Genomic DNA, 16,802 nt, shown 5'->3' with positions numbered 1-16,802 from the left:
CTGATTCAGCTATTTGAAGTGAGGAAGATATTATGTTTAGATCACAGCGTAATCGCCATCGTTCTGTTCACTTCCTGATATCCTTCCCTTGCATAAAAGCGTATGGCATCAACATTCTTAGATAATACGTTCAATTCAAGGTGCGAATAATGTTTTTCCTGCGCCCACGTTTTCATGCCAGCCAATAACTTCTGCCCAACTCCAAGACTTCTGGCATCCTGACTGACGACCAAATCGAAAATATGACCATAAGTTCTCGGAACCAAGCAATTAAAAGGCGGTGTTTTTTGCTCCTGCGCAATAGCAAAACCTTTAATACCACCCTTTTCATCCTCTGCAACCAGTAGATGAAATGTATCATTATTGACACTGGAAGCAATAAAATCCCTGTCTTGTTCAACCGCTTGTAATCTATCAGGTTGTAATACAGCCATTTCACGAAATAATAGACGATAGAGAGATAAAATAGCCTCGATATCTTGCGTGGAAGCCGTTCTTATTAGCATGAATTTCTCCTGACGTTATTTTAACCGACTGTTTTAACCGACGATGATAAGATAGCTTAATAAACATACAAAGGATACAGGCATACCGTGGATAATAATAGTGTTGAGTTATCTCTGTTTCACTGCGAAGATGGCTGCCTTTAATAACACGTTGTAACTGAGGTCTTCTGTAAAATGTCTCTTTCCAAGCATCGGGGCGCTTCTTTCCCACTGCTTCCTGTGATTTTGTTGTTACTGTCAATGACATCCATTCAAGCCGGGGCTTCTCTGGCTAAAACGCTATTTCCTGTCATTGGCGCGCCTGGTGTTACCGCCCTGAGACTGACATTAGGAACAATTATTCTATTTCTGATTTTTAAACCGTGGCGCCTGAAATTTCAGCGTGCTTCACTGATGCCACTTTTTGCTTACGGTATTTCACTGGGAGCCATGAACTACCTGTTTTATATGTCTTTATCCCGAATTCCCCTTGGCATTGCCGTTGCACTTGAATTTACCGGACCTTTAGCCGTAGCCATGTTTTCTTCCCGACGCCCGTTGGATTTTCTCTGGATTGCGTTGGTCATTGTCGGTTTAGGCTTCCTGCTGCCACTCGGAGATAGCGTCAATACACTCGATCCTATCGGTATTCTATATGCGCTGGGGGCAGGCGTTTTTTGGGCGCTGTATATTATCTTTGGACAACGAGCCGGCGCCGGCTATGGTGCCGCAACCGTGTCTATCGGTTCACTGATTGCTGCCTTTATTTTCTTCCCCATCGGATTGATACAGACTGGCCCTGAATTACTGTTTAATGCTTCACTGCTGCCTATTGCTCTGGGCATTGCCATCTTATCGACGGCATTTCCCTACACCTTGGAAATGATTGCGCTTACCCGTCTGCCGGCAAAAACATTCGGGACATTAATGAGCCTTGAACCTGCACTGGGGGCATTATCAGGTATCATCTTCCTTAATGAGCATCTGACAATGACCCAATGGGTTGCCCTTTTCTGCATTATTTGTGCTTCCATCGGCTCCACCTTGACCATTAAACGAAAGACTAAAATAGAAAAAGTAGAATAATTATTTCATACTTGTCGTATTTCAAAGTGCATTTATTATCTCCCCGCAACGCGGGGAGATAATAAGCAGATTTCGTCTTACGTGAAGCCGGAGAAAGATCTTTATTCTCCGGTTTTTTATTTTCATAAATTATCAATATGTTACTGACGGATATAATGACTATCAATTCGATAGAGGTAAGCAATGTGACTTATAGCAGATGATCAGCTAAATTTATTCTATCTAATGAAATCATTCATTAATCAGAATTAAGGAAGCACTATTATGAATACAGCAAAATTAATCAAAACCCAACCCTCCGGCCTGATTTATACCCGAAACAATATTGATGAAGGTATTAAACAGAGAACGATTACTGCCCTAAATCATAGGGTCGTTCAATTTATCGACCTCTCCATGCTGACTAAACAAGCCCACTGGAATATACGCGGCCGAAATTTCATTGCCATTCACGAAATGCTGGATGATTTTCGCAACTCCATCATGGAACACCTTGATATATTTGCAGAACGTGCAGTCCAATTAGGTGGAACCGCATTGGGGACGGTTCAAGAAGTGCATAAACGTACCATACTGAAAAGCTATCCAACGGATATTCACAATGTCCAGGATCATCTAAAGGCATTGGCAGATCGCTATGCTGTCGTTGCCAATGATATCCGTCAGGCCATTGTTGATGCCGAAGATGAAGATACGGCGGATATGTTTACGGCTGCATCCCGTGATCTTGACAAATTTTTATGGTTTATCGAAGCAAATATTGAGCAATAAAATAAAAAACTTATTTTTCATTAAGTTAAGGCCACATTCGTGGCCTTTTTTACCTCGATTCTCATTGCTGATAGAGAAAAACATTAAAAAATGGAAGCTATCACCTTGAAAATCACACTAACCTTTAAAAAGATCGACTTTCTCTCTATAATCCCTGTTTGACTCAAAAATAAACATGAGGATTGTATAAAATGGATATCGAAGTTAAAGACTCTAACGGTGCGTTGCTGAATGACGGCGACTCCGTTCAGGTTATCAAAGACTTGAAAGTCAAGGGAACGTCAAAAACCCTGAAACGCGGCACCCTGATCAAAAACATCCGCCTGACTCATCGCGAAGATGAAATTGAGTGTAACGCGGATAAAATCAAAGGGTTAGTTCTGAAAACCTGCTTCCTGAAAAAAATAGGATAAATAACAGTTACAGACCTATTTTTGACTAAAGGATAAATAATATTAACTCTTATATTATTTATCCTTTTTTATTAATCGCATTAAAAATCAAATAGCATGAAATCATATTGAATCAGGTAAATCACTATTACCACTGCTAATTACACCGGATCTAAAAAATAGAAATATCACTAAAAAAATCAAACCACTAAATAGAATATTTATAAAAAAAACCCGAAAAACGCCAAATAGATTGGAATTTCAACAAAGGGGATTTATTATAATTGTGTCTTTATCCTGATACAGATTAAAGATATTGAAAATATTAGAATTTATATAAAGGTGACAATATGAAAACACTACTGACTCTATGTACGGCTGTTTTGCTATTAGCATCATGGAATACCTTTGCAGCACAAACAAAACAAGATTCCAGCAAATCTGATGTATGTATGGAACAAGCACGGACCATATGTGCTAAACACAAAAAACACCGTAAAAAATATGATTTTTGTATGAAAGAGGTATATAGCAATTGTATGCATCAATTGATGAAATAAATTTCACATTGATATAAAGGTGACAAGATGAAAATTTTACTGACTTTATGCCCAGCTATTTTGCTATTAGCATCATGGAGTACCTTTGCGAATGATAAATCCTATCAATGTTCAGTTATCGCACACGTTTCATGCATTAAATATATAGAACATACTGGAAGATATTCATACTGTGTTGATAAAGAATATAAAAAATGTATGCGACAATAGATACCAAATCACTTCAATTTTATTTAATAAAAAAGACTTCAAGAGGCTATAAATTCAAGCTCAATGTTTAATTCGAAACGTATACCCGTCGTTATTGAGGTATTAAACACTTTCTATGACGGCGGGTATAGCTCGACGGACAGTTTCCCAACCATTTCTCTATTGAGATTTATCCACGAACATCTATTTATAAAGTTCTAAATAATTAACTCTTTAGAATGTTAAAGAATACCATATTAGATTAAAACCATAACATTAGTTAAGACTAATATCGAATTGACTATCAGGATAATATACAGCATAACTTAAACATATAAATAAAATTAACTCATAAAATCACTAAGAGTGATAGAGTGATTCTGGTTTTAGGAGAAAAAATGAATTTACTTATCGCTGATATATTAGAATATAAAGGCAAGATAAAACAATTTTCCTCAGGAAATAAAACCCTTATATTGTTTTTGTTTTTTTATTTATCCCAGCCCAAGCCGGTGGGGTTTTTAATGGATTGATACATTTATCACAATATGTCATCACTCCACATGATACAATAACCTCTTTTTATTTTTCATCAATATCGCTGTTGATATACGTTATTTTTTACTCGGTACAAAAACAGTTATTATCCTTGGATTCGCATAGTAAGTGCAATTTCTAAGAAAGGCGGTCAGTTGCTATAGTAGGCATCTTTCTCGCCAAAGGAAAATGCACTATGGCCTATACGCAACTGACCGAAACAGAAAGATACCAGATTTTCGGCTTAAAAGAAGCCGGTTTTACACAACGTTTTATTGCAACGTCGCTTAATCGGGCCCCATCAACAATTAGCCGGGAATTGAGACGAAACCGGGAAGCCGAGAAATATGAACCTGAACAAGCTCAGCGTAAAGCATTAGAACGCCGTCATTCTAAGGTAAAAGCCGTAAAAATCACGCCAGAGATAACAAAGTGGATAAAACAGTTAATTTGGCAAGATTTAAGTCCGGAACAAGTTGTGGGTTATCTCAAGCGGGAAGCGAAAATCTCTTTACATCATGAAACAATTTATCGATTGATTTATAAAGATAAAAATAAATGGCGGGTGATTTATGGCAACATCTTAGGATAGGGAAAAAACCGTATCGTAAAACGCTTTGGAAGCCATGAGCACAGAGGGAAAAATTAAAAACAGAATCAGTATTTATAAAGCCCCCAAAAATTGGTGAATAAAAAGCAAGCCGTAATGGGGGATTGGGAAAGGGGAAACCATTCGTTGGGCAAAGAATCGAAAAAGTGCCCTTATTTACTTTAGTTGAACGAAAATCGTTATTTACGATCATCATTAAACTTGAAGATAAAACAGCAGAAGGTGTTGCCAAAGCGGCGACAAGACATTTATCGATGATAAAACATAAAGTTAAAACAATTACCTTTGATAACGGACTCGAATTTGCCGAACACGAACGGATCGGTAAAAATTTAGAGACAAAAATTTATTTTGCTCATCCGTATTCCCCTTGGGAAAGAGGGATAAATGAGAACATAAATGGATTAATCAGAGATTACTTCCCAAAAGGAACCGATTTTAATAAGGTATCAGAGCGGGAGGTTAACCTTGTGGCAAACCGACTAAATAATCGACCACGTAAGACACGAGATTATAAAACACCGAATGAGTTATTTACAGGAACCCCAACTCATTTACTTCGTTCATTACGGTGTTGCGCTTAATATGCGAATCCAAGCCATTAATTTATTTCACTTTACATCAACTAACAAAACATTTATTTTAAACATCGCTGCATCAATAATATTTTTCTATTTTATTGCTTATATAGTTTGTCAACAGGCTCCTGAGAATGTCAATTATATTACAGTGATATACTTTGGCATCACACTCTATATTTCAATGATATTGTTCTATAGTTTAATTCATGACAATAAAAACCACCTTTGCTATCTAATCAATTTTGTATCATCAAGAAAACTCTTGATCCTTAATTATTGTCTCTGTTTTTCTTTTTTTACTTTTCTTTGTGGTGTATTTGCTATTTTTGTAACCCATTCATTTCATATAGTTTTATTTCTTTATTATTGTGTCATCTCTATCTTTACGGCTTTAATCAACCTATCAAAAACACAATACACAAAATTACTGACACTATGTTTCATAGTGCTATTTTCTTGTTTAGGAGGTTATATTTATGCTTGATATCATTGGGCTAGAAACGACAGTGGGTAATAGAAAAATATTTTCAAATGTTAATTGTCAATTTAATATTGGCATAAATCGTATTGTCGGCATCAATGGCTCAGGGAAGACCACGTTCCTTTCTTGTCTCTCTGGCATGAAAAAAATAAATAAAGGTAAAATCAATTTCGTCACAGGTGATAAAAATCACACATTCAATTTACAAAAACAAGGTTTTTATCTGTCAGATCACATAGAGTTTTATGATTTTCTTACTGGGCTTGATATCATCAATTTGACCAAACATTATAAAAATATCAGTCATAACCATCAATTGGAAGAGTATTTAACCGGTTTTGGTATCTCGCATTACTTAAATACAGAATTTGGTCATATGTCTTTGGGCACTAAAAAGAAATTTCTGCTGACATCGGCGTTGATGTCTGATGTTGACGTTTATATTTTTGATGAACCCACCAATGGCCTTGATGTAAAATCAACCACTTTTTTAAAGACATTGATCAAAACCCTTGCTGACAAAAAAATTTTTGTTCTAAGCGCTCATGATGAGAACTTTTTGCAAGGGTTAATGACCCATGATTATAAAATAGATAAAAATCAAATCATCAAATTTTAACTTTGATGCAACTCAATGGGATAAATAACGCCCTCTTGCGTTATTTATCCTTTTTCACGGCAGCTAATTCCTGTTCTGAGGGCACATTTGGCCGTTCGATGGGAAATACAGGCAAAGACTTCAATAAACGCGGGCCATAACGTTTGGTCAATAACCGATTGTCATAAATTACCACATCGCCATAACATTGATGGCTGCGAATTAATCTTCCTACTTGTTGGATCAAATTAAAAGAAGCGCTGGGTAAACTCTGGATTTCAAATGGGTAACGTTTCAACGATTTCAGCCATTCACTTTCAGTCATAATCACCGGATTGGTAACCGGAGGAAATGCGATTTTATGGATATGGACCTGTGAAAGATAATCACCTTTCAGATCCAATCCTTCAGCAAATGACTGCAATCCAACCAGAACGCTGGCTTGCCCTTCATCAATACGCTTGCAATGCGTTTCTACCAATCGATAGCGAGGCTGATCACCTTGTACCAATAACATCAACCGCAAGTCTGTAACGAAAGTGAGGAAGCCTTCCATTGCTCGCTGGCTGCTAAAAAGTACCAACATTCCCCGATGCTTCCCTGCCATGACCTGAGAACGGAAATAACGCGCCATCTCCTCAAGGTGCTGCATTTCATTATGAATGGTCGGTTCCTGTGTCATTTGGGGAATCACCAGACGCCCTTGTCGTACATGTTCAAAAGGTGATAACAGGGTAACAAACCGATCATCATGATTTTCGTGTAACCCGGTCAGTTCCTGAATACGGGAAAAACTATTCAGTGAACGCAAGGTGGCGGATGTCACGACAACATGGGGAACAGAGCGCCATAATAGCTGGGTTAATTGTTCACTGACCCGAATTCCCGCACAATGAAAATAAAGGTGTGACTGGTTTTTTTCATAGCGCCGCGTTAGCCATTTTGATATCGGCGCATGGGACGACTCTTCTTGTGCTGCCAGACGCCACAGTTTTGCCATATTTTCAAAATAGCCCAATGTCCGGCTGGTTTGCAAAATGGCGCGATGTAAGCGGACAATATCTTGTTTGGCCGTCTGATCACTTAAATCATTTAAAATTGCCTCTGCCAAACCACGCAATCCATCCGTGAGTTTAAATAATTGCTGACAACACAGCAGTAAACTCTCCGGCAATTTTCCCAATTCAAATAGAAATTCTTCCGCTTCACCGCGCTCAGGCAATAGCGCCTGTGTTATCTCCGCTACTTCCTTAAAATATTCACGGATTGTTGCACAATGCGTTTGTAGCCGAGGGATATTGGCCAAAGCAGGCGGTTTTGTCGGCCGAAATTGTGTCAGGTATTGCTCGACATGACGGACAAATGTGTCTAGCTGCCCATTAAGCTGGAATAGGGTAATCTCGCCTTCAACTTCCAACGCATCCCTTGCCACCTCCGGGATATGGTGCCCTTCATCCAGCACTAACAGCAGATTTTTTGCTTCCGGTAAAACCGATTCACTTGCCAGCGCCACCATCACCAAAGCGTGATTAGCAACGATAACATCGGCCTCTCCAATTTCCCTGCGGGCAAGAAAAAAGGGGCAACGGGCGTAAAACTGGCAGTTTCGCGCCAGACAGTTCATTTTATCCGTACTGATTTTTGCCCACAGCGAATCCGCCAGTGCCAGTTTATGGTGGTCACGTAAGCCATCCCATGCAAACGTTGTATAATCACTGCGCAAACGGCGACACAGTTCCCGCTCTTCACTATTGGCTATTTCAGCCTGATCTTCAACCAGAAACATCAGGTCAATCTGCTCTCCCTCTGCGGCACAAATGGCTTCCAGATTGCGCGGGCAGACATAACGTGCCCGACCAAAAGCGCCCGTGAATTTCAGGTCAGGAATAATTTTACGCAGTAAAGGCAAATCCTTGCTATAGATTTGATCTTGCAGGGCAACGTTGGCGGTACTGACCACTAAGGGTTTCTGCTCTGCCCGGCTAACGGCAATCCCCGGAATCAGATATGACAACGTTTTTCCCACTCCCGTCGGGGCTTCGATCACCAAATGCCGCCCCTCTTCATCGGCCAATGTTTTTGCAACCTCTGCGATCATTTGACGTTGGGGGGCGCGTGGAATGAACCCCTCAATATGGGTAGATAATGATTTGTACCACTGACTGATCTGGTTTTTTATTGAACTGGAAAGTGCCATAAGTTTTGCTGCTCAAAAATGGGTTATCGCTTGTCTGCCGTGTAGAAGCCGATATACTTTTGGCCTTCTATCTTTCGGCTTTTTATGGCTATTGTCACGCTTTATTAAAACCTTATTGGATACTGAGATGAAAAAAATCCTGCTTATTATCATCATATTATTTTCTATCGGTTCAGTTGGAGGGATCTTTCTGGCGGGGATGAATATATATACCCGCTCAACCACTCCCGCCGAAGAACCCCAACAGACTCAGCAGGAAAATACTTCAGTCGGGCAACAATAATACCTTGGCTTGGATCGTAACACCAAATGAGGAAGCGCATGAAAAATGAATATTTTGTCAGCCCACAATGGTTAAACGAGCATCTCTTTGATGAGAATGTTGTTGTCGTTGATGCCAGTGCCCCAATGCCCACCCAATCCATTGATTATCACCAACTCTGGTTAGAAAAACATATTCCGGGTGCGCAGTTTTTTGATCTTGATAAAGTCGCCAATCTGCAAACCAACCTGCCGCACATGCTGCCAGAGCCAGAAACATTCCGCCAAGCGGTGAGTGACATGGGCATCAGTGAAAATCATTTAGTGGTGATTTACGATCAGGGAAATATGTTTTCCGCCCCGCGGGCCTGGTGGACGTTCAACATCTTTGGTGCCCGTCATATCCGTATTCTTGAGGGGGGCTTACAAGGCTGGCAACAAGCCGGTTACCCCACCGAATCGGGAAAAGTTGCCCGTACCCCCGACGTTTTCAATGTTCAGTTTACGCCTGAAAAAGTCTGTTCTCAGGCGCAGATCCTGGCTGCACTGCATAATCATGCTCCTGTACAGTTTATTGATGCCCGAGCCGAAGACCGTTTTCAAGCCAAAGTGCCGGAACCCCGACCCGGCTTGAGAATGGGGCATCTACCCGGCGCTAAAAATGTGCCGTGGACGGCATTGATTGATCATGGGCGTTATAAATCAGCAGAAGAAATGGCGGCAATATTCCGTCAACAAGGCGTTAATTTAGACCAGCCCATGATTACCAGTTGTGGCTCTGGCATGACCGCCGCCGTTTTAGCGTTGGGTCTCGATATGATGGGTCACAAAGAAGTAAAATTATACGATGGTTCTTGGGCTGAATGGGGAGCCGATGATTCACTGCCGTTAGAAAAATAACAATTAGCAAAACAGCTCATTGGAAATAATGAACAATAACAAAGGGCAGCAAAATAGCATGCCCTTTTTTTGTTATTCATCATATGGAGTCCGATCCTTAAAACAAATAGGTAAAGCGATTGATATATAAAGCTATTGGTTAGCAATTTTATGGTAGGCAAACAGGACAATGATTGCGCCAATCACGGCAATAACGAAACTGCCTAAATTAAAGCCATCCACTTTTCCCATGCCAAGGAATGTACTGATGTACCCACCCACAACGGCACCCACGATGCCTAAAATCACGGTCATAATGATGCCACTACTGTTATTTCCCGGCATAATCCATTTAGCAAGAATTCCAGCAATCAGGCCAAAGATAATCCATGACAGGATACCCATATGTAACCTCCAGAATTGTTTAGATTATTGGTTTAGGAATTTCATTATGTTTTTACGTCCTAAGTTAAGACACTAATGGAAAAAATTGCAAATTGTAATCAACAACCTTGGAGTGTTATTTAATTTATTACATCTAAATTCCTGATATCTGAAATGATATTTTGGTTAAAAAATTCAAATGCATTATTACCTAATGTTATATTTTGCGGAAAATTTAGATCAGGAGATAAATGTCGTAATGCACTATATATCCACTCATTTGCACTAAAATGAGAAAATCCGGCCATTCTCCACACATATATCATCCTATTAATCCTCTCAACACTAATTTCTGATCTTTCTGCTATGCTAGAATTCACCATATAGCGAAAATCATTAACAGTATTAATAACAGAATGATTTATGTCACGAGCATTTAATATGCTATCACGTATAAAGTGCAAATATAATGTTTCAAAATCTTCATTTGAGATATTTATTGGCCTTTGAGTTCTTGGCCCTAATACAGTGATATTATTGATAATTTCTATTGTGGAGTTGTCTCCTCTTGGTCTGAATAGCGCGTTTCTCAAGTATTCTACTTCTCCTCCCTCAGGCAATAATCCGTTAGTTTCGAGTCCTACAGTATAAATACCGCTGCCAACAGGGTTTTCAATTTGCATAATCCTATTATCGCTCATAGCATGCCTGAACGCGATTTCATAATCATTACTTCCTGGCCTTGGAAGAGGAGCCAGATTTATTCGCGCGGTTCCCCGGCCGGAAAGTCCCTCACTAAACGCGTCAGTCAGCCGCCGGCCCAGCCGCTGTAAGCCATTGGCAATCCCGATCGCACCGGCGGCGCCCAGACTGGCCACCCCAAACCCCAGGGACACCCAGCCAAGAATGGCCGACGCCTGCGGGTTGCTCTCTTCGGTGGCCGCACTGGCGATCCCCGTGACATCCGCAATCACGCCCAGCCCGGCGATAATCGCCCCGCTGACGCTCAGGGACGCGCCCCCGGTCGGGATCGCCAACGCTATCCCCACCACCAACCCGACGGCGCCCAATACGATGCCAAAAATACTGCCCCAACTGAAATGCCCCGTCGGGTCAATCCGGTTGATGGGGTCACCCAGGCAATAGGCATAAGCATTCAGCCCCCCGGCCCCAAACGGGCTCTCGCTGTCGGGGGCATTAAAGCGCATCAGGACCGGGTTATAGGCCCGGTAGCCGTTACCCAGCAGATAGCCGCCCCCGACCGGATCAAGGCGTTCACCATTATAGGCCGGGATAGCCGCCGCCTGTTCAGCCGGGGCCTGCTGCCCGTAAGGCGAATAGCGATAACGGGTTTCTGTGCCGTCACCTTGCTGGTTGACCAGCACACTGCCGTGGTTATCCGTGCCCAGCAAGTGGGTTTCCGCCCCGGTCACGGTGGCGGCCGGGGCGCCGTGCGCCTGCAACAAACGGGTCACGGTGCCCTGCTCACGCAAGATTTCCGCCACCCGCGTGGCCCCCTGATAATACAGCTCGTGAGTATGGTCTGTTCCCATTTGCTGTAACACCAAACGATCTGCGGCGTCATAGCCATAAGTCCCGGCGGTCTCTCCCTGATGGACCGCCGCCAGCCGCCCCAACGCATCATAAGTGAGCCGGCGCCCGGCTTCATCCCGGATCAGGCGGCCGGCACCGTCATACGCCAGGGTGATCGTGGCCGGGTAGTGGGGGTGGGTATGGGTGACGGCCTGCAACTGGCAGGGATCGGACACACTGTAGGCAAAGGTCGCCGTATCACGGCTGCCGTCCGCCAGTGTTGTGGTGCAGGTCAGCATATTGCCCAGCATGTCATAGGTAAAACGCTGCCGGGCAATACTGACACCGTAAGCATCCTTGGGCTGTTCCGCCCCGCTGCAATCGTACACCGTCAGCCAGTGGCGGGCGGGATCGTACTCATAAGTCTCCTGCCGTAACAGGCCGGCCTGTTGGGAACGGGTCGTGCGCGAGGCTACCTGCCCGTTGACCGTATAACGTTGTTCGAGAGTCAGCGTATCGCCAGCCGTCTGGATCTGCCGGCGGACCTCACGGCCAAAATCATCAAAATCCACGACCGTGGTTAATTGCCGGTCATGCTGTTTATCGTGCACCTGCCAGCTTTTGACCCGGCTGGCCGCGTCATAGGCCAGCGTGATATCAATCGCCGGATCACCGGCTGCTACCGGGCGGCCATACTGATCAAAACGCACCTGCCGGCGGTTCCCCGCCACATCCTGATAGCCCGTTAGCTGTCCCCCCGGTGAATAGCTATAGCCGGCTGTCCGCGCGGCACCTGCGCCGCTGTCCTCAAAGCGGAAGGTTTCCTGCTGTAACCGGCCGGCGGCGGAATAGTGCAGGTCGCGGGCCGCCTGCTGGACGGCACGGGCGCGGGTCATCGCGCCGGTTTTCGGATCGTAGGCAAAGCGCTGCTGGATTTCCGCTGCGTCAGTCTGCGTCAGGGCATTGCCTAACCGCGGTTCATAGCGGTGAGTGACAATATTGCCCAGCGGGTCGGTGATCTGGCCGGGCAACGGGCTGTCTTGCAGGTAGCGGGCGTGATAGGTCCGTCCGCCACGGGTGGTCGATACCACCCGGTGCAGGCTGTCGAATTCGCGCCTCCCCAGGATAATATCGCCGGCCTGGATCTGCGTCACCAGATTGCCCGTGCTGAACGGGGCGTAGGATTTTTGGATCACCGTGCCGTCGCTGTGCCGGATACGGGAGACCCGGCCCAACAGGTCATAGGTGTATTCGGTTTTTTGCCCCAGTGCGTCAACGGTGGCCCGTAACCGCCCCAGTCCGTCATAGTGACTCTGTTGCTGGCTATATTGTTTGCCCTGACTGTCGTAGAGCGTGGTGGTGACCGGCTGGTGGCGCTGATCATATACCACGGTACAGTGACTGAACGGTAATCCCCCCGCCTGCCGGGTTATCTGCGCCGTCCGGGTCACCGGATCATAATCGTGCCGGAGAGTCTCGCCCGTGTCCCGGATAACCCGGTGGACGTTTCCCCAGTCATCGTATTCAAAGCGCTGCCGGACAGCCACCTGACTCACCTGACCCGCGTTTTCCTCTCTGGGCAGCCAGTCATAATGGCTTTGGCTCACCACCCGCCCCCAACTGTCCCGTTCCGTGTCAGCCAGTAACTGCCAGCCCTGATCTTCCTGCCCCTTCTCCAGCCGCGCCTGTTGATAGGGCTGCCCCAGCCCGTCAAAGCGCACACGCGCTTGGCTGCCCCACACATCGGTTTTCGTGGTTGTCGCCACGCCCGCCTCTTCAATGGCATAGGCATACTGCACCTGTTGGCTATAGTCGGTCTGCGCATTACTGACCTGCGTGACGAGCCGGCCAAGGTGATCATAGTCATACCGGGCCGTGCGTTGCTGGGCATCCACTTCATGCCACAGTTTGCCGCTGACCTGTGATTGCCGGCGCCGGGTCGTCAGGCTGAGTTGGTCATGCCCGGTCCACCGGGTCCTTTTCACCAACGCCTCCCCTTCAAGGGCATAGCTGAACGTTTGGGTATTCGTCCAGGCCTTGCCGGCCGCCGCTTCTTCCGGCAGGGCATATTTGGTCTTATCAATGCGCTGAATACGCCCGTGATCTTGCGACGTCACATCATTCACGTAACTGATCCGGCTTTCATGCAGCAACCGCCCGGCGCTATATTCGCCCTGATAGATACAGACCACCGCATCATCACAAGGCGCACCGGGGCGCGTCGGTAACGTTTCATAGCGGTAAACGGTTTGATGGACCGGCGCATCCTCATAACTCCCTGCCGGCGAGGCTTTGCCCGGGGTGACCGTTTTGGACTTGACAAAACGCACGAACCCCTGCGGGGAAGTCGGACAGCCGCCGCCTTTTTTGTCTTGCTGACCTTTCTTGTCTTTCCCGGCGGCCTCGCCTGCCGGGTAATAGACCCAGTCCGTGCGGGTGCCATCCGGCGTAATCTGCACGGTCGGGTTCCCCGCTTCATCGAACTCGGTCTGCATCACCTCACTGCCAGCGGCGTCATTAAAGCTGACCGTGGCCCTTTTGGGCATCTGGAACTGGGGCGGTTGGGCCTTAAACGGACTGCCCGTCCGGGCATAATAGTCCGTCTGGTGCACCCGCTTGCAGCCGTTCTGCTCCGTGGTTTCAGAAACCAGCAGGTGGTATTGGTTATAGCGCCGGGTAATATGGCGTTGTGATGTCCCGTTATCCCAGTGTTCCGTCGAGCCATATTGATAATCACTCAGGGTACCGTAAAGGTAATCCTCATCCGGGTGCCAGCGGCCCTGCGCGCCGTGACCGAGAAAGTTCGCCACGGTGTATTCATAGGTGCGCACAATCTCAGGGCCGTGGCCGGGGAATTGCGTGTAGCGGGTGACATACGGTAAATACGACAGCGGTGCCCCGTCAGGAAACCGGTGGCCCCGGGCGTAATAATGCACCTGCTCCGTCAACCCGGTCGGGGAAACGATCCGGTTCAAAAACCGGTTATCGACATCATACTCCAGCGCCCAAACCAACGGGGGATCGGCCGGGGTCTCTTTTTTCACCTGGGTCACATAGTCGTTCCTGAACAACACCTGAATGGTGTAAGCCTCTGTCATGCCCGGCCAGACCGTGAAACGGGTGTCACTGCCGGTTTCATACTCCACGCTTAACAACACCCGCCCGGTGTCATCCGTGATCGCCGTCAGGCCCGGGGTCTCACCAAAATGACGGCCCCAGTCCAGTGTCAGGCCATACCCCAGCGGGTTGATGATCCGGGTCGGCACCTTGAGGGAATAGGCATTGTCCGGCCCGGTCAGCACTTCCACTATGCCGGACTTATGGATCACGCGGTAAACATTTTGGGCAACATCCTTTTCAAACCGCACCACATCCTGCTTATACTGTTTCAGGTAGACGGTATCCGCGTATTCATCCACCTTATAGCGCTCGCCGGTGGACAGGCTTAACAGCCGGTGCTGGCGGTCATACTGGGTCAGCCCCAGGGAAAAGCCGATACCGAACCCGCGGTTGCCGGTATTCAGCGGGTGATACGCCAGCGCGATGGTCTGGGCCGGGCCGAGGTGATGATTGCCGGTTAACTGGGCAATCAGCAGATTATACGTAAACAGGCCGGTGCGGGGATCAACGCTGCCCGTGGCAGCACTTTGAAAGTTGTGGGCCTGCGAGAAAAAATCGTTCTGCATTTTGCTGCCTCACTTATTGATTTTAGGGGGAAATGGGTTTTCTCATTTCATCAATAAAGGATGTGCAAGAAAGACTCATTACGGCAACGGGCAAAAAAACGTTATATACTCATCTTACTTGAAGATGTATTTATTCCCCCCTGACATAGAGAGGGGGGAATAAAGTGGTCTCTTTTTTACACAATGCAACTTGAAGTTGATTAAGTATAGAGAATCAATATCCTGATTTAATTAAACAATCACCCAATCAGGATTACTATTTAATCTCTTTAAAATTGATTAGCATCTTCGAGATGAATGTTGGTCTTTTCTTCTATGCTAATACCGTGTATAGGATCTATAAGAAATGTTCCTGCATTTCCATATTGGTCATAAATGGTAATGTAAAAATTTTTGGCCCACTCATTATGTGTCATAGTCTTCTGAGGGCGTATTACGACAGCCATTATAGTAAAACAAAGCGCATCAGGTCGTTGTCTTACGTCAATGTTTATAGTCCTATCAATCATCAAGCAATTTACATCCGGCCCCACACCACCACTTATACTCCAAGAATATCGGTCTAAGATGGCTTTCCGTGGTCCTTCCAGAGTCCAAAGATAATGTACGTAATAAGTCGTAGAACTATAAGTATATAGATAGCGGTTGCATACACCATTCTCATCTGCACAATAAATCTGATGACCATAACCGTGATCTATCCCTAGAAATCCCGCTCCTCCCCATTCTTTTCCAAACTTCGTTGGATCTTCTACTACTAATTTTGCCACCTTCCGTCTACCATAATGATCACTTGGATTCAGCCTTACGTATTTATTATATTGGGTCCAGCCAAACCAATCGTTTCCTTCATTAGCCTCCCGTTTAGTGACTAATTCACTCTCTATATCCAAATTTGCACTCCTATAATATATTTCAGCTTTCGAGTTAAGTTGGATACATGCATCAAATTCTTTTCCATATGCAGAAGAATGTACTGTGTTACCTGGCGTCACTACCAAGGCCGCTACTTGTTTTATTTGATTTACTGCGATGGGTGAACAGTATATATAAAAGGTTACTCTGCTTAAAATAGGACCATCATGGTGTTCTTCATAATTAGTAAAAGATGGAGTTTTTAGTGTTACAGGCGTTGCAGTAAATTCATTAGGCTCATCCGTATAAGCCCAGGTAAAATTATCATCTTCCTTTGCCCGCCAGGTAAGCTTTTCCCCTGTGTCATAATCAATAAGCCAAGTATGCTGTAAAAGAATATCACTTGGAACGACTACCTTATTATTATAAGAATCAGCGCATTGAATATAAACATCGACAATCACCCGGTTTCTTCCGTTAGCAAAGATATCGGCCTCAATATTTAACTGACGTAATTTTATCTTTAACTGACTTACCCTATACCAAATTCCAGGTTGATCTTTATCTTGAACTTGTAAGTTTTTCATATATCATTCCTATAACTTAATAAAACCATTTACAAAATCATAAACGTCATTAGAATTCAATAAGTTAATAATTAGACAATTGCTATATTTTTAAAAAAATTTAAATAGATTTATATATTATCCAGCAATC

12 protein-coding genes and 1 pseudogene are annotated in these 16,802 nt (G+C 44.8%); 8 read left to right on the top strand and 5 right to left on the bottom strand.

Annotation, left to right across the window (positions count from 1 at the left end; all coding sequences use genetic code 11):
• Positions 1-41 precede the first annotated feature (41 nt).
• Positions 42-506 (bottom strand): GNAT family N-acetyltransferase, encoded by a 465-nt coding sequence (locus XDD1_RS06655; RefSeq protein ID WP_045969770.1) that lies wholly within the window; start codon positions 504-506, stop codon positions 42-44.
• Positions 507-680: 174 nt separating this feature from the next.
• Between XDD1_RS06655 and rhtA the strand changes: the two genes are divergently transcribed.
• The 6 genes and pseudogenes from rhtA to XDD1_RS06620 all read left to right on the top strand — a co-directional run bounded on the left by rhtA (position 681) and on the right by XDD1_RS06620 (position 6,311).
• Positions 681-1,571 (top strand): threonine/homoserine exporter RhtA, encoded by an 891-nt coding sequence (gene rhtA / locus XDD1_RS06650; protein WP_045969768.1) that lies wholly within the window; start codon positions 681-683, stop codon positions 1,569-1,571.
• 264 nt (positions 1,572-1,835) lie between these two features.
• Positions 1,836-2,342 carry a DNA starvation/stationary phase protection protein Dps gene (gene dps / locus XDD1_RS06645; protein ID WP_045969766.1) on the top strand — a complete coding sequence of 169 codons (507 nt, stop codon included), beginning with the start codon at positions 1,836-1,838 and terminating at the stop codon, positions 2,340-2,342.
• Positions 2,343-2,533: 191 nt separating this feature from the next.
• Positions 2,534-2,755, top strand: a complete 222-nt coding sequence (locus tag XDD1_RS06640; protein ID WP_045969765.1) for an alkylphosphonate utilization protein — start codon at positions 2,534-2,536, stop codon at positions 2,753-2,755.
• Between the two features lie 329 nt (positions 2,756-3,084).
• The gene (locus tag XDD1_RS06635; protein WP_045969763.1) at positions 3,085-3,294 is read left to right on the top strand and encodes a hypothetical protein; all 210 of its coding nucleotides are present in this window, start codon (positions 3,085-3,087) and stop codon (positions 3,292-3,294) included.
• A 922-nt stretch (positions 3,295-4,216) separates the two neighbouring features.
• Positions 4,217-5,214 (top strand): annotated as a pseudogene (locus XDD1_RS18625) (IS30 family transposase).
• Positions 5,215-5,687: 473 nt separating this feature from the next.
• Positions 5,688-6,311, top strand: coding sequence for an ATP-binding cassette domain-containing protein (locus XDD1_RS06620; RefSeq protein WP_045969760.1), 624 nt, complete (start codon positions 5,688-5,690; stop codon positions 6,309-6,311).
• A gap of 40 nt (positions 6,312-6,351) precedes the next feature.
• On the opposite strand, the gene dinG is transcribed toward XDD1_RS06620, so the two are convergent.
• Positions 6,352-8,487 (bottom strand): ATP-dependent DNA helicase DinG, encoded by a 2,136-nt coding sequence (dinG, locus tag XDD1_RS06615; protein ID WP_045969758.1) that lies wholly within the window; start codon positions 8,485-8,487, stop codon positions 6,352-6,354.
• 127 nt (positions 8,488-8,614) lie between these two features.
• On the opposite strand from dinG, the gene XDD1_RS19615 reads away from it, so the two are divergent.
• Together XDD1_RS19615 and sseA are read left to right on the top strand one after the other, a co-directional pair.
• On the top strand, positions 8,615-8,770 hold the full coding sequence (locus tag XDD1_RS19615) for a hypothetical protein (protein ID WP_167541625.1): 156 nt from the start codon (positions 8,615-8,617) through the stop codon (positions 8,768-8,770).
• Positions 8,771-8,808: 38 nt separating this feature from the next.
• Positions 8,809-9,648 carry a 3-mercaptopyruvate sulfurtransferase gene (gene sseA / locus XDD1_RS06610; RefSeq protein ID WP_045969756.1) on the top strand — a complete coding sequence of 280 codons (840 nt, stop codon included), beginning with the start codon at positions 8,809-8,811 and terminating at the stop codon, positions 9,646-9,648.
• Positions 9,649-9,780: 132 nt separating this feature from the next.
• On the opposite strand, the gene XDD1_RS06605 is transcribed toward sseA, so the two are convergent.
• The 3 genes from XDD1_RS06605 to XDD1_RS06595 all read right to left on the bottom strand — a co-directional run bounded on the left by XDD1_RS06605 (position 9,781) and on the right by XDD1_RS06595 (position 16,672).
• Positions 9,781-10,032, bottom strand: a complete 252-nt coding sequence (locus tag XDD1_RS06605) for a GlsB/YeaQ/YmgE family stress response membrane protein (protein ID WP_045969754.1) — start codon at positions 10,030-10,032, stop codon at positions 9,781-9,783.
• 119 nt (positions 10,033-10,151) lie between these two features.
• Entirely contained in the window at positions 10,152-15,230 is a 5,079-nt protein-coding gene (locus XDD1_RS06600) for an RHS repeat-associated core domain-containing protein (protein ID WP_045969752.1), read from the bottom strand.
• Between the two features lie 269 nt (positions 15,231-15,499).
• The gene (locus XDD1_RS06595; RefSeq protein WP_045969750.1) at positions 15,500-16,672 is read right to left on the bottom strand and encodes a hypothetical protein; all 1,173 of its coding nucleotides are present in this window, start codon (positions 16,670-16,672) and stop codon (positions 15,500-15,502) included.
• Between the last annotated feature and the right edge of the window lie 130 nt (positions 16,673-16,802).

This window comes from Xenorhabdus doucetiae (assembly GCF_000968195.1).
In the GTDB taxonomy this organism is placed as follows: Bacteria; Pseudomonadota; Gammaproteobacteria; order Enterobacterales; family Enterobacteriaceae; genus Xenorhabdus; species Xenorhabdus doucetiae.
The sequence above is the reverse complement of the archived record's forward strand: the minus strand, read 5'-3'. Positions and strand labels throughout refer to the sequence as shown.